The sequence below is a fragment of the Syntrophus aciditrophicus SB genome, assembly GCF_000013405.1.
Lineage (GTDB): Bacteria > Desulfobacterota > Syntrophia > Syntrophales > Syntrophaceae > Syntrophus > Syntrophus aciditrophicus.
Genome location: NC_007759.1, coordinates 745,001 through 762,880, shown reverse-complemented (window position 1 = coordinate 762,880; position 17,880 = coordinate 745,001). Strand labels below are relative to the sequence as shown.

The window sequence follows — 17,880 nt, the reverse complement described above, 5'->3', positions numbered from 1 at the left end:
TTCCTCCATGATCAATAAGTAAGAATTTATTTACCGAACAGCTTCAATCTCGGAAAAACCTCTTGTGTCTTCTGGCAAAAGGTATCGACAATCCTCTGAAGCCATGCGGTCCCCTTATAAGCGACATTCGCGGGCAGTCCCTGTATAACAGCGATATATCCGGCGCTTTTTTCGCTCCCGGCTTTATGCAAAGCAGAGAGAAAATCATCGCGGTATTTTTCGATACCGCCATCCAAGGGTACAGTGAACAGCGCCTCTATCTCTGCAAACTTCTCAAAAAATTCGTTTCTTTCGAATATTCCCGGTTCTGCTGCCGCATCCGCTTCGTTAGAACTTTTCGCTTTTTCAGCCATCACCTGTAAACGTTTGATCCGTTCTTTTGTCGCCAGGCCGAGTTTGTCAAGCAGCCCTGAAAAAATAAGCGAACCGAATTCATGGTCATCAAAGAAAGGGCGCCTCACACGCAGGTACCATTCCTCAAGGGCTCTGAGATTGGCGATATAGATAACGTTGTTTTCCACAACCCGGCGGATGTTCGGATATGCCCGGGGCATGAAATCGATGATCTTTCCGCTTTGTGCCTTTTCGACAATCAGTTTGTTGTCTTCAATAAAATCATTCCTCAGCACCGAGTTGGCGGCAACGACGTTGCCGTATCCCATGCGGGAAGGACCTACAGTGCCGCCCTGGCCGCCGAGAAAAATGGGAGGTTGATTGAGCATGACGCCTCTCGGCACATCACCGAAAAGCGACGCCGTGGTTTTATCCCCGTCCGGCGTAAAGTTAAAATGAATATAAGAACTGCCTACCTCGCTGTGAACCTTCCGACTTGTCCCTCCGGCCATCAGACAATCACAGAAGTTGATCAGGCTGCCGAGAGTGACAAAAGGGAAAAGAATGGTCTGTTTCAGGCCGACACAATGGGCGCCGTTGGCTTCCTCCTCGAGAATGCAGCCTTCACGCACCTGCGCCCCGGATCCCATGTTCGCCTTGTCCAGGAAGACGGATTCCGTAAAATATCCGCCTTTCAATTCAACGTCGGTCCCTAACTGGCAGTTATCAATGGTGACCGGACTTTCATAGCCAATCCGGCAACCTGCTGAGATAACCGTCTTTTCACCGTAGAGCCGGCACCCTGGATAAATTTTGACGCCATCTCCGGATATCTGATCCACCCTGACCTCGTCGCCCAGATCCAGGGTAAGGGGATTGGGAATATCAACGCCCTTCTTCATCAACTGAATGACTTTGTCATAACATCTCGGTTGAATGTCCATATTCTCTCCTCCAAAGTGGAGGGATATTATATTAATCCTTATAGATTTCAAGATTTTTTTAGAAATTTTTGCCGAATCCGGACCGGTCTGGATTTCATATGGATTCATTTCATTTTAACATTGACACACTCAGATGATCTCCCTATAGTTCCGTTTCTATAAAAGCAGGCTTATACCAATCTCATCCTGTCAATCCTTGAGCTCACCGCTTTTCACAGGGCTCTATTCAGGGAGGTAAACTCTATTTCCTTAAAGCGGGCATCACAGACCGGACGGTACGTCGACCAGCTTCTGGAAACGGTCATTAACCAGACGATTCCCAAAGGGCCTCACGGAAGTTCTATCTCCCGCATGGCGGATGAGATTTATTCCTTTGAATGCCGTGCAAAACGGATTGTGACTTTCGGAGGCGGGACAGGGCTCTCCACGGTGATCGGCGGGAATTCCCAGCTTGACGACTGGCCCGAGAATCCCTTTATCGGGCTGAAGCAGGATTTTCCCCTCCTGGATGTCGTCGTGTGCACAACAGATGACGGAGGATCAACGGGCCTGCTCCTGCAGGAACTGCCGATGATCGGGATCGGTGACTTCCGAAAGCTCCTGCTTTCTCTAATTCTGCATAAAAACCTTCAGAAGCTCCACGGTCTTGACGATGTTCTGACCCGGCAGATCATCCGCGTGATTCATTGCATTTTCAACCATCGCTTCCCGAGCGGATGCAGGAATTTCCAGCATGTCGTCAACCCTCTCCTCGTCGTCCCCAGGCATCTGCGGAAATACTGCCCGAAAGATCTGGCTGATCTGTTGTCATCCTTCGGCCGTTATGTCTCTCCGGGCGGAGGGGGACCGGTTATTGCGCCGGGTGGACACTGCCTGGGAAATCTGCTGCTCACGGCGGCCATATTTCAATTCAATGGTAAGACAGGGAGCAATCGTCATCCGGGCATGGACGCCATCGAAAAAGGAATCGAGGCACTCGCTCAGGCCATTGGAGTGACCCCGGGCTGCCTGCATCCGGCAACTCCGACCCCCGGCCAGCTTGTACTACGTTACAGCAACGGAGTCGCGGTCCGGGGACAGAGGAAATCGGCGATTACCCGCCGTCTGATGCCAATTGACCGGGTATCCGTGGAGTGCTGCGAGGTTCCCCGCGTGAGCGAGGTCGTCTGCAGGGCGATACGGGAGGCGGACCTTATCCTTTTCGCACCCGGCAGCCTCTATACGAGCATCATGCCGATCCTCCAGATCCCACCCATTGTTCAGGCCATCCGGGAGAACCATAAGGCCCTGAAGATTCTGGGGGCCAATTTCTGGATTCAGGAAGGAGAGACAGACATATCGCGACGCAGCCGGGACCGCGGGTTCCGCGTATCCGATCTGGTAGAGGCTTACGATCACAATATCGCGGGCGGTTCAGAGGGATTGTTCGATGTCGTGTTGAGCGCCAACCTGGAACACATGCCGGGAAGTGTGCTTCGCAACTATGCGCTGGAAGGCAAGAGCCCAATCTATCTTGACCGAAGCTCCGTGGAAAGCCTCGGAGTGCTACCTGTGGAGGCAACCATTTATTCCCGGGAGCGGCTGAATTCCGCCGGAGTGATCCATCATGATCCGCAAAAATTTGCCCTTGCGGTACGGGCGCTCCTCATTGCGCACCAGCGATTGAATCTGAAACAGGAACGCGGCTCACTGCGCCGCTTCTCTCCACGGCTCATGAAGCCCCCCCGCGCGGATGCGCCTCTGCTCTGTACGTACTATAAGCAGATCGGTGCGATCCTGGCAGAAAAACGTTTCTCATCAAAAACCCTGCGCAACACCATGCATGAGATGATCTGGGAAAACCGGGATATCCGTATCGACCATCTGAAATACTTTTGCGGGGCGCGGATCGTTCCCGCATCCCGTTGGACAAGGAGCAAGGAGTGGGATAACGTCCTGGGATACTATGATCCTGAAGACCGCATCCTGAAGGTACATGAACACGCAAACCTCGATCCGGAACGCCTCCGGGATAATCTGCTCACGGCCCTGGGTGAGTCACTGCTCGGGCGGTACCTGAAAAGCCGTCACTGGGTGAATCCGGAAGACGGCCTTCACTGGGGAGCGCGGCGATATGAGATCCGGCTGCGGCCGGTGCAGGATCGTGCGTGTTTCCTTGATGATGGAGCATTGCGGGCCTATCTGAGGCTGGCTCGCATGCTGCCATGTCCCCATGACCTGAACACGTTCGGGATCACGCTGAACGACCGGGAAGGATTCCTTCCCCCAGGCCTGCTTTTCGGACTCCTGTATGCGTGGTATCTGAACAATGCCTATGGCGGCATCATGGAATATGAGATGTCCCTGCTGCGCTGGCCGCCCGATAAACTCATCCCCCATCAGCTGGAAGAACGGAACCGCAAACAGGCCCTCGTAAGGTTTTTCCGTAACGTCGTGTTCCAGCACGGAGATGAATGACTTGCTTTCATAACTCCCTGCATGACAAGGCCACATCTTCAGAACTTTTCACGCTTCGGTTCCTGCCACTTATCCTCATTCCAGACATAGGGAAGCGTCGGCGGCTCCCGCCAGCCGAACCGCCCGTAATAAAAAGGATCTTTCCGCAGGAGATTGGAACGGTGTGATGCATGAAACGCCTCATCGCCGACCCAGGGCGGCAGGACAATCTGCCCTTCGATGACCATCCTGTTCATCTGGTTCCGATATCCGCGCTTCACCCATTCCTCGATGGCCAGATTATGGTAGAGTTTCAGGGCATTGAGATAGCCGGACCACATCCGGGCGGCGGGATGCCGACTCCAGCCCGTCCCTGACGTAATGGCGCGGATAAGCTGATACGCTTCAACCCGCTGCTTCCCGAGCCTTTTTGAATCGAGAATCTCCAGAGACTTGCGGAAATCCGGATAAGGCAGGAAGGTCTGCATGGCTTCTATCCCCGATGAGTTTTGCGGAATTCTTCCATTCTGCCGGCCTCAATAACAGAACTCGCCGTTTTCATAGATGAGAATCTTTTCTCCCGTAGTCAGTTCCGCCGTGACGGTTTTTGGCTCCGTATTGATCAGATCCCAGTGAAGGGCCGAATCGTTGAATCCCAGCACCCGTTTCTTTTTCTTGTCCAGTTCCGCCGGATTGCCGGAATAAGTATCCGAATAGGAAGAACCCAGGGCGATGTGGCAGTTTCCGTATTCTCCGCCGTAATTTTCATCAAACAGCGTATCCGCCATGAACCGGTCGATCCGGGAAAAGCGTCTGTCAGTCAGGGAGAATTCGCCGACCTGAGCCGCCCCCTTGTCCATGGCAAGTTGTTTGACGACAAAATCCTGCCCCTTCTGCGCCTCGGTGGAGACGGCCACGCCTTTTTCAAAGCGGAGCCGCACGCCTTCCACATAATTCCCCATGCGGAAGGAAGGTTGGTTTGCATAATAAGTCCCTTCCGTACCCCGCCAGTCCGGCGAAAGGAAGATTTCAAAGCTGGGAATGTTGTGACCGGATATTCCGATCCATTTGCGTTTTTCACCGGGGGTGATTCGCAAATCCACGTTCTGCGAGACAATCAGGAAGGACCGGACAGGCAGGCTGTTCAGCCAGGCCTTGATTTCTCCCACTTCCCGATAGATCGCAGTCCATTTTCCCACGGGATTCTGTTCATCGAGATAACAGGCCCGGATCAATTGCCTTTCATAGTCATCCAGGGGAAGACCGGCCTGCTTCGCCATATCCTTCGTGGGAACGGTGCAAAGGGTCCATGCGTACAAACCCTGATCTTCGCGCTCGTTGAAGATATCCCGCAGGAACTTGCGGGAAAGCTGGACCCTGGCGATGACGGCAGGATCGACATCCGCCAGATGGGTAAGCGATTCCGGCGCATGGAGATAAATCCGGCCATTAAGACTGGCATAGAGTTCCCTCTCACCAGGGGGGATAAAAAGAAGCTGTTTCGCTTTTGCCCGGGAATAGAAGTGATGCTCCATGAAGGAGGTCATGCTTAGACGCTGGAGGGCGTTCATCCCCCGATCGATCAGTTTCGCGTAGAGCATCTCGGCCAGGCGGAGGGCGGGCAGGTCGAACTGAATAAGAACGATATCCCCTTTTTTGAACTTTTCCTTCCGGGCGGTCGTCAACCCCCAGACCAGCACATCCGCGTATCTTTCCAGTATCTCCTGAGTCAACATGTACACAGAACCTCCTATATCAATCTGAAATTAAAGGGTTTATTGCATTATTTCTTTAGAAGCAGCGGCTGCGGCAGGGTGCCGCTGGGATCCAGTTCTGTCAACACCTTTTTAGATCTGCCCGATCCACTTTTCCATCAGAATTTCACCCAGAATTTCACCGAAAGGAACTTCATCTAGTACAGAATTGAAAATTCCAATCATACTAAGGACATGCTTCCCGTATTCAATCATATCCTGCCAAGATGAACATCTCTTCATGAATACCACTCCATTCCCCTGACGATGTCAGCCTATCCTTAGAGGAGAAGCCGCGCCCTTTCACCGTTCCCGGATTCCAAACCACCCACAATCGTCCCCCAGTGCACCAGATTGATTGTTAACGGCGGCTTCCTGTGGCACTTGAACAAGACTGACAAATGACTGCGTTCATGACCTTGCAAATTTTGTTTAATCTTTCAGCATTATTGAACACAATGTTCAAGTGATTTCCCCAAAAAAGTTTTTCCGTTTCTCATATATATAGCTTTATCCACAGTGATTTCAATATGTTTGTCATCCATTTCATACATGCCGCTATCATGGCACAGACATTGCTAAATATCACAGCGTGAACGCTTTTCCCTGGTTCCAGAGAAAAGCGAATCAAAATATTAAGAAGGAGAAGAAATGATTATGAAGATCAGGAAATCAATGGTTACATGTTTAACAACATTTGCAGTACTCCTGCTGACAGCCGCGGTTGCGTCGGCTGCCGAAGCAGCCGCTCCGGGCGGTGAGTCCTATGTCAAAGCCATTTTTGCCGTCGGCGCGATGATTGGCGCCGGTATTGCGATTGGCGTGGGTGCGGTTGGAGCCGGTTTGGGTATTGGTACAGCGGCCAGCGGAGCCTGCCAGGCAGTCGGTCGGAATCCTGGTGTTCAGGGTAAAATCATGATGACCATGCTGGTCGGTATGGCCATGGCTGAATCAATCGCCATTTACGCCCTGGTTGTTTCACTGGTTCTGATTTTCGCCAACCCTTACACCAAATTTTTCTTTGTCGGGTAAGCCAGCTAACTTGTCATACAATTTTAAATTTTAATTTAGATAAAAAGAGCCGGATGATTTTCCGGCTTTTTTTATCTAAATTTCACCTTAATTATAAAATATCATCTTCCATCTTTCTTTCGTATTTGTGAAAACTCGGTCACTTCCAAATATTCATCAATCTCAACAAACACGGTCTTTTCAATTGACTTTAACACGCATAATTGGTACTAAATATATGATTCTTTCCAAATTTATCCCACCAGAAATCTAACAAATTAACAGTGCAGGAGGATTTAATGAAAGGCCAAAAAACCTGTTGTTTAGGAGGGGCTAATGAAGGACGATAAACTTGTGATATGGTTTGATGATTTGCAGTTGAGTGATATCCCCCAGGTCGGTGGTAAAAATGCCTCTCTGGGAGAAATGAGACGTGAACTGCGCCCTAAAGGGGTCAGCATTCCTGATGGATTCGCAGTTACGGCTCATGCTTATCAATATCTTCTTAGATCAGCCGGAGTCAGTGATCAGATCAAACAAATTCTCTCTGACTTGGATACCCATGACCTTCAGAATCTGAGCGACAAGGGAAAACAGATCCGCTCCCTGATTTATAGCATTGAATTTCCTGAAGATCTCAAAGCCGCAGTTATCGATGGCTATCAGAAACTCTGCGAGGAGTATGGAGAGAACACCGACGTAGCCGTACGCAGTTCGGCGACAGCTGAAGACTTGCCGGATGCCAGTTTCGCCGGTCAACAGGAAACTTACTTGAATATTCGAGGTAACGACGCTCTCATCGATGCCTGTCGAAAATGCTTTGCCTCCCTCTTCACAGACCGCGCCATATCTTATCGAGTAGATAAAGGTTTTGATCATATGTCCGTATCTCTATCGATCGGTGTCCAGAAAATGGTTCGCTCCGATGTTGGATCATCCGGCGTAATTTTTTCCATTGATACGGAATCCGGCTTCAGGGATGCCATCCTCGTGACAGGCGCTTATGGACTTGGCGAAACCGTCGTTCAGGGTATTGTCAATCCTGATGAATTTTTCGTTTTCAAACCGACGCTTAAGCAGGGATACCGGCCTATTCTGCAGAAGAAGCTGGGATCGAAAGAAATCAAAATGATTTACGCTGACACCGCAACCGGGAAATCCACTGAAATTGTACCCACAGTTCAGGAGGATCGTGACCGATTCTGCATTACAGAAGACGACGTACTCACGCTTGCCCGCTGGACAGCCATTATCGAAGATCATTATTCCCAGCAGGCCGGTTATTTCAAACCCATGGATATTGAGTGGGGCAAGGACGGCATCAGCAATGAACTTTTCATCCTGCAAGCCAGGCCGGAAACTGTAGAGTCTCAAAGGGACGTCAACGTTTTGGAAAGTTATGTCCTGCTCGAGAAGAAAACCCCTGTTATCACGGGAACGAGCGTTGGATCAAAGATTGGCAGCGGCCCTGTGCATATTATTGAATCCGTCAGCGACATTAAATCCTTCAAAAAAGGCGAAGTCCTGGTTACAGACATGACTGATCCCGATTGGGAACCGGTCATGAAAATCGCCGCGGCCATTGTAACGAACAAGGGAGGAAGAACCTGTCATGCAGCCATCGTAAGCCGTGAACTGGGAGTCCCCTGTATCGTCGGCAGCGGTAATGCCACGGAAAGATTAGAAGGCATTACCGAGGCTACGGTGTCCTGTGCAGAAGGTGAAGTGGGAAATGTGTATGAAGGCATTCTGAAATATGAAGTGCAGAAGGTCAATGTCCAGGACATGCAGAGGCCAAAAACCAAAATCATGATGAATGTGGGAAGCCCGGATAACGCCTTCACCCTGGCTGCGATACCTAATGACGGTGTCGGACTTGCCCGGCTGGAATTCATCATTAATAACTTCATCAGTATCCATCCGCTGGCACTGATTCATTTCGATAAAGTGACCGATGAGGCAACCCGAAAAGAAATCGAGAGAAGAACGCAAGGTTATTCAAAGAAGAGCGACTTCTTTGTCGATGTGCTGGCACAGGGGGTAGCGAAAATCGCTGCAGCCTTCTACCCCAACGATGTCATTGTTCGAATGAGCGATTTCAAGAGCAATGAATATGCGAATCTGATGGGTGGATCACACTTCGAACCCCATGAAGAAAACCCCATGATCGGTTTCCGGGGGGCATCACGATACTATGACGACAAGTATCGCGATGCCTTTGAGCTTGAATGTGAAGCCATGAAAAAAGTCCGGAATGATATGGGATTGACCAACGTGAAACTCATGATTCCCTTCTGCCGCACGGTAGATGAAGGCAAAAAGGTTATGCAAGTCCTGGCGAGCAAAGGCCTTATCCAGAAGGAAAACGGACTGGAAGTTTACATGATGGTGGAGATTCCGGCCAATGTCATTCTGCTCGAAGAATTCGGCAAAATCTTCGATGGTTTCTCCATCGGGTCCAATGATCTGACCCAGCTTACCCTTGGTCTGGATAGAGACTCTGCCGAAATCTCTCACATTTTCGATGAGAGAAACCAGGCTGTACAGGAACTTATTCGTACCGCCATTACCAAAGCCAGAGCTATGGGTAAGAAAATCGGGATTTGCGGACAGGCTCCCAGTGATTATCCTGAATTCGCCCGTTTCCTGGTTGAATGCGGCATCAACAGTATTTCACTCAATGCCGATACAGTAATCAAAACCACTGCAGATATTCTGGAAACAGAAAAAAGCTTGAAGATTTCTTAAAAAATTCAGTTTGGATTTCGGAATAGTATTTCCTGTTATTCCGGTAAAAAACCTCTTCTTCGGCCATGACGCAGACATATATAATATTGAAAGTCTGTGTCATGGCCGTATTTTTTCTGCAAGACTTAATAGTCCTTAGGTCAAAACTGAGATTCACCCAATCCACTGGAATGAGGAATCTATTATGTTTCGCATCAATCTTAATTCTTTATTGTGGGGGAATAAAGAGGACTTTCGCTAAAGAAGGGTAAATCTGAATTTATAGAAGGAGTCGGAGCAGATCATAAGCCGAGTTCTGTTCCATATTCCAATCTCCCGGAGTATGGCGATGATCATTCCTCTAGGACAGCAGTTGCCTGCTGCCTCAAGCGACGCTACCCGAGAACGTCGAGCGGGCCACTCTCAAATGTTCTCCTATTTGGTCTTGCTCCGGATGGGGTTTACCATGCTTTTCCGGTCACCCGGAAAACGGTGAGCTCTTACCTCGCCTTTTCACCCTTACCCAACGGAGTCGGGCGGTATATTTTCTGTGGCACTTTCCTTAGAGTCGCCTCCAGTCGTCATTAGCGACCATCCTGCCCTCTGGAGCTCGGACTTTCCTCCCGTCTGCTTGCTGCAGGCCGGCGATCATCTGATCCACTCCAACAACCTTCTTTTTTATAAGTATAATATAAGCTTGCTGATATTCAAGTAATACTTTCTTCTTGATTCTGCCAGTAAATTATTCTGCTGCAATTTGGACAGGAGATCAAATCACTTGATTTTTGAAGTTCATTATAAAGTTGAGGGGGAATATTCATGTGGCAACCTCCACAGACCCCTTTCCATGCAGATACCACAGCCGTCCCGCTATTCAGAGCTTTGATCATTTCATACCGTTTGATAAGATCTTTCGGAATGCTTTCTGTGAGCTTTTGACACTGTTGAGTACAGGCAAAAATTTTTTCTTCCAGCGAATCAATTTCCTTTTCTATCTGTTGCCTTTCACTTTCATATTGCCGTTCGTATTTCTCCTTTTCTTTTTCTGCTTCCTGCAGGCTCTTTCTGCGGTCATCAATTTCATCCAGCAGGCATATAATTTCTGTTTCTATCCCGCTGTTTTTCAGTTCAATATTTTCGATTTCTTTGAGAATTGCGTGATACTCCTTATTCGTTTTGACTTCACCAAGGCGATCTTTCGCTTTGCTCAAAGAATCTAGGCCTTTTTTAAGTTTGTTCTCCAATTCTTTATGCTGCGCTGCAGTTTCTTCATACTTTCTTTTGTTCTCGGCAAAAAACTGATTATATTTCTTGAACTCTTCATCCAACTGACTCAGTTGCAAAGGAAGGTCTCTTTTCTTAGTTTTGAGTTTCAGAACCTCCGCATCAAGACTCTGCAAAGCAACAAGCAATGATAAATGTTTATTCAATCAATGACCTCCCCCTTCCTGAGTTACAAATGCAAAAAAAAATGCACCATATAAAGGTGCATTTTCAGTAAACAAAGCTGCCCGACCCTGAATGAGTCCTTTTGCGATAAATTGGAGTCTTCTTTACACAACCTTGATCACCAGACTCTCCCTCTTTCTTTTCTTGAAAGTTGAAATTCATTCCCGATGATCTCATTACATGGAGTTTCAAAAATGGTGGGCCCACCTGGGTTCGAACCAGGGACCTACCGGTTATGAGCCGGTGGCTCTTCCAATTGAGCTATGGGCCCCCACGTCACACAATAAGCGTTTATTCTGAAATAACCAACCACAGATCGCGTTTGATATAATTAATCCCTCTTTTTGTCAATATCCTATTTAGTCCGTCCTGAAAAATAGGATGTGAAAAATTTTTTGGTTGATCGATTCTTTGAAAACTGAAGATGATTGCGGCTAAAGAAGAGATTTTCTGAATGATTTTCTCTACACTGTCTGTCGATTCCCTCTAAGGCTTGCTTTTATCCCATTTGCCCATGCAGTTGGACAATCTTTTTCATGTTCCAGGCGAGGGTGGCCCATACAACATTGACGGTATCTCCTGCCGCTCCCTTGTACCGACAGCGATTCATGCGATGATCGCTTTTGAGATGACCGATAACGGGTTCAATCTTGACTCTTTGCTTCAAGGCTTTTCTGAACCAGGATTCTTTGCTGTCCGGATGAGGCGTCTTTCCCTTCTTTGGAATGGCGATTCTTTTGATGCCCCACCGTCTGCGGCAGTTTTCCTGTTTTTTGAGGGATTGATCGAATCCCCGATCCGCCGCAACTTCTCGTGGTCGTTGTCCCACATTGGTCTTGATTCCGGTGATCACCCGTCCCAAGGTCTTCACATCGGCGACGTTATGCTGATATTCCACATGGGACAGGATCAAACCGTCATCGTTTTTTGCAAGAGCAATAAGTGCTCCAAACTCAGTGTCGGGGTGGCTCTTTCCTTTCCTGATCACGGCCACATTCGGCTCATGAAGGGAGTAAATCCGCTTTCGAGGAAGGTGGCCGGAGAGAACCTCCTCCGTTTGATTGACGATTTTCTTCCCGAGAGAAACCAGACGATTGAGTTTCCGTCCCGATTCCTTGAGCCCTCGACGGTAAAGACTGCTTACCACCCTTCCGGTCTTTTCGACCACATGACGGGTCATCTCTTTGAGTTTTTTGATCTCCTCTTTCCTGCCTTCCGGATTTTTTCGGTGGAACTTCTTGATTCCGAGGAGGAGTTTTTTACCAGATCGATTGAAGGTGCGAAAGGGCTTCCGAAGGGTTACCTCCTCACGAACCCTTTGGACTTGCTTGACGATCTTCTCTCTAATCCGGTAAAGGAGATCGGCGTCCGTCGGATAGGCGATGTTCTTGGGTTGAGCAGTGGTATCGACCGCCACCCGTCTGGCTTTTACCAAGCCCATCTCGGACCAGGTCTTGAGCAACGCCGCCTCTATCTCTTTCATCCCTTCCGTGCCGATTCGATTCCGAAACTTCACCAGGGATGTGGCTTCCATAATCTGTCCACGCTGAAAGCTGTTGAATCCGCAAAAGCACTGCCAGTAGGCGTTTTCATGCAGCATTTCAACCGCTCGTTCGTCGGAACAGTTATAGCGATGTTTCAAAATGTGTATGCCGACCATCAGTCGAATGGATTTCCCCTGGCGACCCCGGAGGCTATAGTAAGCAGACAGTGTATCATGGATGTTGTCCCAATCGATCAAGCGTGCGGCACGAAGTAACTCATGCTCCGGGTTGAGGACATCCGAAAACTGCGTCTCGAACATAAGAAGTTGCCTTTCTGGAATATGTACTTTCATATCAGCCACTTATAGTACATTTTCAGAGTAGAAACAACTGCAAATCCACAATTTTCTTCAGTTTTCAAAGAACAGTTTCATTATTTATGCGGGTTGCAGCCCGTATTTTTCAGGACGGACTATTTAGCATCCTATGTTTTTATTCTCTAAAGCTTTTTATCATCCATTTGACTCGTCAGCTACGCCCTGTTTGAACCCTCCGGATTCCGTTTTGGATTCCCGGACTACTTGACGGGGTGCTTGTTTATAATATCGATCTTTCTCACTATAGATACACCCGCAATATTGCTGTCGATATATACCACGGGATTTTGAGATACGAATTCCACTTTCCCATCCTTCTCGAAAGTCGTGATAGATAAAGCTTACCCCGTTTTCCTTTGCCAGGTTTTCACCAATACTACGAATCAATTCATGATTCTGATATTTGCTGTACAAAAGCGTAGAAGTAAATCCATCGTATTTGCCTTTTTTTGCGATATGCACCGCATAACTCATTCTACTGTAATAACAGAAACGGCAACGATCACTTTCACGAAATACGACAGTCCTCAAAAATTGCTCCAAGTCGTAATTATCCTTCCATATGATCGGTAGATTTTCCTCCTCCGCATATGCCCGCAAGGCGTCTCGGCGTCGACAATACTCAAGATAAGGATGGATGTTTGGATTGAAGAAAAACCCATGAACATCATGGTTGCAGTCCCTCAGAAACTTTAAAGGATAAATCGTGCAGGGCGCACAGCAGACATGCATTAATATTTTCATAAACAGAGATTACTGAAATTAAAATAATTCCTTTTGTCCAACTTCGAATTTTCTTTTCCCGAAATGTTCGTACGCTTTTTTTGTGGCTATCCTGCCGCGTGCCGTCTTTTGTAGATAGCCTTCCTTTATCAGATAAGGCTCATAAACGTCTTCAATCGTCGTTTTTTCTTCCCCGACTGTAGCACATAATGTGTCAATGCCTACTGGTCCGCCACCGTAATTCTCGATTATGGACAAAAGAATACTCCGATCCATTTGATCAAATCCTCTGTCATCAATTTCCAGCATTTCCAGCGCGTGAACAGCGACAGCCCTTTTTATTATCCCCTCCCCCTTTACCTGGGCATAGTCTCTGACCCTTTTAAGGAGACGATTGGCAATTCTCGGCGTACCTCTTGAACGTTTTGCTATTTCGAGAGCGCCTGAATGCTCGATTTCAATGGACATAATGCTTGCAGAACGGTTTATGATCTTCGTCAATTCTTCAACAGCATAATAATCAAGTCTGAAACTTATCCCAAACCGGTCTCTCAGTGGCGAAGTAAGTAACCCGGCTCTTGTTGTCGCACCCACCAATGTAAACTTCGGGATGTCCAATTTCATACTTCGTGCGGAAGGCCCTTGCCCAATCACAATGTCGATATAAAAGTCTTCCATCGCCGGGTACAGGATTTCTTCGACGGAATGAGGAAGTCGATGAATTTCATCAATGAAGAGGATGTCATAATCTTTCAGATTTGTCAGAATTGCCGCCAGATCTCCCGGACGTTCAATAACAGGTCCCGAAGTTACCTTGATATTGAATCCCATTTCTCTGGCAATAATAAGCGCCAGCGTTGTTTTACCCAAACCGGGAGGTCCATAAAGCAGGACATGATCGAGGGCCTCTTTCCTTTTTTGGGCCGCCTCAACAAAAATGGGCAGAGTTTTCTTTATTTTTTTCTGACCAACATATTCCTTGATGCTATGGGGACGTAATGTCGTTTCATAAACATTATCTCCATCCATGCATTCAGGACTCACCAGATCATCTCTCTTCATAGCCTTCCATAAAATGGATACTTTATTTATTTTTTAAAATACAAACATTAGAGTCCATTCAAACAAACGCTCTGCGACACCTAATATCCAATTACCCCAGACATCCGACTTTATCTGGAATCAACCTGCTTTTCGAATTCTATCAATCCTATTATTTCACTCTGATAACACATCGTCACTACTGATATTTTTTGGATTAACTCATGCAATGAGGGACACACTTTATATCGGTTCGCCAAACGATTCATCCGGTTTATGAATCTTATTTCCGTTTGGCTACATGGCCAGTACTTTCAGCGCTTTCTTCAGGATCACATCCAATGATTTATTTTCACCACCCTCTGAAATGACTCGATCAATTGCATCCTTTGCTGCCTGGCTCTTATACCCCAGATTTATCAACGCGGAGATGGCATCCTCTTCCATAACGCTCTGATCGATTGCATCCTTTTTATTATTTATGAAGGTTATCTGCTCTTTGGATGTCCATCCAGATACCTTGTCCCGAAGTTCCAAAATGACTCTTTGTGCCATTTTTCTTCCAAGACCCGGAACTTTCAGAAGACGATTCAAATCATTATTTGCTATGGCATGAATAAGTTCACTCGAGTTGATCCCGGACAACACATTTACCGCAAGGCGCGGACCGATACCGGAAACCGAAATCATCAACTTGAAAAGCTGTTTTTCGTTTTCTGTGCAAAAACCTACGAGAAGTATTGAATCCTGTTTAAAAAAGGTATAAACGAACAAACTGACTTCGCTTCCCACGTCGGGTAGTTCATAATACGTGGATAGCGGAATCATTACCTCATAGCCGATCCCGTGATTATCAATGATAACCATCGATACGGTTTTAAGTATCAGTTTTCCTCGAATCTGCGCAATCATGGATTATATGTGATTTTTCTTCTGATGGTTGAGATGACATATGGCTACTGCGATTGCGTCTGAAGCATCTGCGGGAGGAAGCTCTGACAATTTCATAATGACTTTTATCATGTTCTGTACTTGAATTTTCTCAGCATGACCATAGCCGACCACTGCTTTTTTTATTTCAAGCGGCGTGTATTCAAACACAGGCAAATGATGTTTTGAACCTGCCAAAATAGCCACCCCCCTTACGTGCCCCTGCTTGATTAAACTCTTGATATTTTTACCGTAAAATATATCCTCAATCGCGACCGCATCAGGTTGTTCACGTTCTACAAGAGAAAACAATTCATCATAGATTTTCTCCAATGATGAAGTGAATGATGTTCCTCTTTTTAACCTGATTTCTCCATGGACAATATCAATATACCGCTCCTGAATTTGCTCCACGATTCCAAAACCCGTAACAACACTTCCCGGATCAATTCCCAACACTTTCAATCTCATAATCCATGACTCATGTGGTATTTTAAAGTTAACCTTTACGCATAACCCGAATGCAGACAATCAACCAAGTGCTCAGAGAGTCATCAGTCACATTTCTTTGACAATTATGATGCTTTTGCATTATCTTTAAAGATTTTTATTGCTCTTTATTGATAATAAACCACAATTTTTAATGAAGGCACATTATCAAAGCTGCTATTTATAACCTATGCACTTAATTTTTCCATAATCTCATCTGGTATATCGAAATTTGCATAGACATTCTGAACATCGTCATTGTCTTCTAATTTTTCGATCATTTTCAGCATCTGTTCGGCTTTCCCCTCATCCAATCTTATTGTATTTTGAGGTACCATTTCGATGGAAGCCTGAACATATTTCATGCCCTTTCCTTCCAATACATCTCTTACTTTATCAAACATTGATGGGTCTGTTATCACATCCATTTGGCTTTCTTCTTCACGAATATCTTCAGCTCCCGCTTCCAGGGCTAATTCCATCAATGCATCTTCATCGATTAAATCCCTATCAAACACGATGCTTCCTTTTTTTTCAAACAACCATGACACACATCCATTCCCCCCAAGATTGCCACCGTGCTTTGAAAATATATGCCTGATTTCAGCAACGGTCCTATTTTTATTATCTGTCATGACCTCAACGAGAACGGCAACTCCGCCGGGTCCATATCCTTCATATGTAACTTCTTCGTAACTTTCGCCTCCCCCTATCTCTCCGGTCCCTTTTTTTATCGCTCTGTCTATATTATCCCTCGGCATATTTTCATTCTTGGCTGCCAGAATGGCCTGCCTCAGTCTGGAGTTTCCTTCAGTGTCTCCCCCTCCCAATCTTGCAGCCAAAGTAATTTCTTTAATGATTTTAGTAAATATCTTTCCTCTCTTTGAATCAATAGCACCTTTTTTTCTTTTGATTGTACTCCATTTTGAATGACCTGACATTCATTCTTCTCCTTTTTCTACAGAATCTTTTATAAACATCTCAACCTTCGCACAAATTTAAGGGAGCCTATCATCTTGTTCACAGAGATGGTCGTGATAAATTGGATAGTTAACAGGTATTTACAATTGGGAGACTGCTCTTGCAGGGTTTCATGCCGCGATCTGTTTTGCGTTTTAAATTAAGGTAAACCATAAACTGGGGATTTCCTAGTAAAGCACTGGTACCATCTCTTTTCATTGTAAAAAGTAAAATAGGTATCCAAACCCTTCTTGGTTTCTTCCATATAATTGTGAGCCTTCAGATAAATATCATCATATTTGACGCTTTTCCATAGCCCTCCGATAAAGACATTTTCCATCCAACAACTTTTTTTATCCATGCTGATTGCAATGCCTCTGCTATGGAGAGCTTCTGTGAATACAACAGCAGTAAACTGGCTTCCCTATTACGTTTTAATATTTCAGGACAGATATATTGGTTCATTGCTTCTTCCAGTTCATCTACACAGCATGAACTGTCCATGGTGTTGGACCTTCGCCAGAAATGGGCTATCCTGCTTGCCCAGTCCATGTTTGCCGCAATATAACAGAATCACTTGGCCATTAGAATATATGGTTGAGTAGACCGTGGGACTTTAACCCCAAGCCCCTCCGAGAACCGGACGTGAACCTCTCAGCTCTCATCCGGCTTCTACCACTCAAGCCATATGGCAGCATCCAAGCTCCCAGTGAATGAAAAGCCTTTGATTTCCCTGGGCAAGTTGTCGCAAATAACAACGCGCCTGCTTTTTGTGGGAGGCAAAACGTTTATATTTACGACGTACACAACGAATCAGATAGCCGTTGATGTTCTTCCAAATCCAGCCGATTTCGCTTGGATAGAATCGACCGTAATAAGCGATCCAACCGCGGATCTTCGCCTTGAACATGTTCGACAAATCATCGAGTGTTTTGTCGTTCTTTAACTGGATATGCCGCCTGCAAATTTCCCGATTGATTTCTTTCCTGGATGATCGGCTGATTGCCGGAAGAAAATTCGCATGGATACAATGACTTTCGGATAAGCACCGTTGCGGGCGTAACATGAAGCCCAAAAAGTCGAAGTTGATCACGTCATGCTCCTCGGAGCTATTCCTATCCTTACAGTACACCATCCGGGATTTTTCCGGGTTAATGTCGAACTCTACAACCCAGTCATAAAACCAGCAGCGTTGACGCGTTTTGGCAATAGCATCATGAGC

General features: G+C 46.6%; 15 protein-coding genes, 1 tRNA gene and 1 other RNA gene (1 of these 17 running past the window's edge). 3 read left to right on the top strand and 14 right to left on the bottom strand.

Annotated features, from left to right (window positions below; translation table 11 throughout):
- Window positions 1–26: 26 nt before the first annotated feature.
- Complete coding sequence (locus SYN_RS03595) at window positions 27–1,277, bottom strand: UDP-N-acetylglucosamine pyrophosphorylase (RefSeq protein ID WP_041584682.1); 1,251 nt, start codon at window positions 1,275–1,277, stop codon at window positions 27–29.
- A 351-nt stretch (window positions 1,278–1,628) separates the two neighbouring features.
- Between SYN_RS03595 and SYN_RS03590 the strand changes: the two genes are divergently transcribed.
- Window positions 1,629–3,734, top strand: coding sequence for a gluconeogenesis factor YvcK family protein (locus SYN_RS03590; RefSeq protein WP_011416664.1), 2,106 nt, complete (start codon window positions 1,629–1,631; stop codon window positions 3,732–3,734).
- A gap of 38 nt (window positions 3,735–3,772) precedes the next feature.
- Here SYN_RS03590 and SYN_RS03585 read toward each other — a convergent pair whose 3' ends face one another.
- Together SYN_RS03585 and SYN_RS03580 are read right to left on the bottom strand one after the other, a co-directional pair.
- A complete protein-coding gene (locus tag SYN_RS03585) occupies window positions 3,773–4,201 on the bottom strand; it encodes an MSMEG_6728 family protein (protein WP_011416663.1) in 429 nt (142 codons plus the stop codon).
- A gap of 48 nt (window positions 4,202–4,249) precedes the next feature.
- Complete coding sequence (locus tag SYN_RS03580) at window positions 4,250–5,449, bottom strand: aminopeptidase (protein ID WP_041584680.1); 1,200 nt, start codon at window positions 5,447–5,449, stop codon at window positions 4,250–4,252.
- Between the two features lie 675 nt (window positions 5,450–6,124).
- Between SYN_RS03580 and atpE the strand changes: the two genes are divergently transcribed.
- Window positions 6,125–6,499 (top strand): ATP synthase F0 subunit C, encoded by a 375-nt coding sequence (gene atpE, locus SYN_RS03575; protein WP_237671308.1) that lies wholly within the window; start codon window positions 6,125–6,127, stop codon window positions 6,497–6,499.
- Window positions 6,500–6,814: 315 nt separating this feature from the next.
- Complete coding sequence (gene ppsA, locus SYN_RS03570) at window positions 6,815–9,226, top strand: phosphoenolpyruvate synthase (RefSeq protein ID WP_011416659.1); 2,412 nt, start codon at window positions 6,815–6,817, stop codon at window positions 9,224–9,226.
- 269 nt (window positions 9,227–9,495) lie between these two features.
- Here the strand turns inward: ppsA and rnpB are convergent.
- The 11 genes from rnpB to SYN_RS15040 form a co-directional block, all read right to left on the bottom strand.
- An RNA gene (gene rnpB, locus SYN_RS15595) (RNase P RNA component class A) lies at window positions 9,496–9,869 on the bottom strand.
- A 43-nt stretch (window positions 9,870–9,912) separates the two neighbouring features.
- The gene (locus SYN_RS03565; protein WP_011416658.1) at window positions 9,913–10,635 is read right to left on the bottom strand and encodes a zinc ribbon domain-containing protein; all 723 of its coding nucleotides are present in this window, start codon (window positions 10,633–10,635) and stop codon (window positions 9,913–9,915) included.
- Window positions 10,636–10,849: 214 nt separating this feature from the next.
- Window positions 10,850–10,925: transfer RNA gene (locus SYN_RS03560), tRNA-Ile, on the bottom strand.
- A 228-nt stretch (window positions 10,926–11,153) separates the two neighbouring features.
- Complete coding sequence (locus SYN_RS03555) at window positions 11,154–12,500, bottom strand: IS5-like element ISSac2 family transposase (RefSeq protein ID WP_011416657.1); 1,347 nt, start codon at window positions 12,498–12,500, stop codon at window positions 11,154–11,156.
- Between the two features lie 150 nt (window positions 12,501–12,650).
- The gene (locus SYN_RS16975; protein ID WP_258165168.1) at window positions 12,651–13,247 is read right to left on the bottom strand and encodes an epoxyqueuosine reductase QueH; all 597 of its coding nucleotides are present in this window, start codon (window positions 13,245–13,247) and stop codon (window positions 12,651–12,653) included.
- 30 nt (window positions 13,248–13,277) lie between these two features.
- Window positions 13,278–14,300, bottom strand: a complete 1,023-nt coding sequence (ruvB, locus tag SYN_RS03545; RefSeq protein ID WP_011416655.1) for a Holliday junction branch migration DNA helicase RuvB — start codon at window positions 14,298–14,300, stop codon at window positions 13,278–13,280.
- A gap of 276 nt (window positions 14,301–14,576) precedes the next feature.
- Complete coding sequence (gene ruvA / locus SYN_RS03540) at window positions 14,577–15,191, bottom strand: Holliday junction branch migration protein RuvA (protein ID WP_011416654.1); 615 nt, start codon at window positions 15,189–15,191, stop codon at window positions 14,577–14,579.
- A gap of 3 nt (window positions 15,192–15,194) precedes the next feature.
- Window positions 15,195–15,674, bottom strand: coding sequence for a crossover junction endodeoxyribonuclease RuvC (gene ruvC / locus SYN_RS03535; RefSeq protein ID WP_148202622.1), 480 nt, complete (start codon window positions 15,672–15,674; stop codon window positions 15,195–15,197).
- 212 nt (window positions 15,675–15,886) lie between these two features.
- Window positions 15,887–16,639 carry a YebC/PmpR family DNA-binding transcriptional regulator gene (locus SYN_RS03530; protein WP_011416652.1) on the bottom strand — a complete coding sequence of 251 codons (753 nt, stop codon included), beginning with the start codon at window positions 16,637–16,639 and terminating at the stop codon, window positions 15,887–15,889.
- Between the two features lie 298 nt (window positions 16,640–16,937).
- On the bottom strand, window positions 16,938–17,162 hold the full coding sequence (locus SYN_RS15990) for a hypothetical protein (protein WP_148202467.1): 225 nt from the start codon (window positions 17,160–17,162) through the stop codon (window positions 16,938–16,940).
- A gap of 175 nt (window positions 17,163–17,337) precedes the next feature.
- On the bottom strand, window positions 17,338–17,880 hold the 3' portion of the coding sequence (locus tag SYN_RS15040; protein ID WP_011416649.1) for a group II intron maturase-specific domain-containing protein. Its footprint extends 396 nt past the window's final position; 543 of the gene's 939 nt are visible here — the last part of the coding sequence; the start codon falls outside the window, past its right edge; its stop codon occupies window positions 17,338–17,340.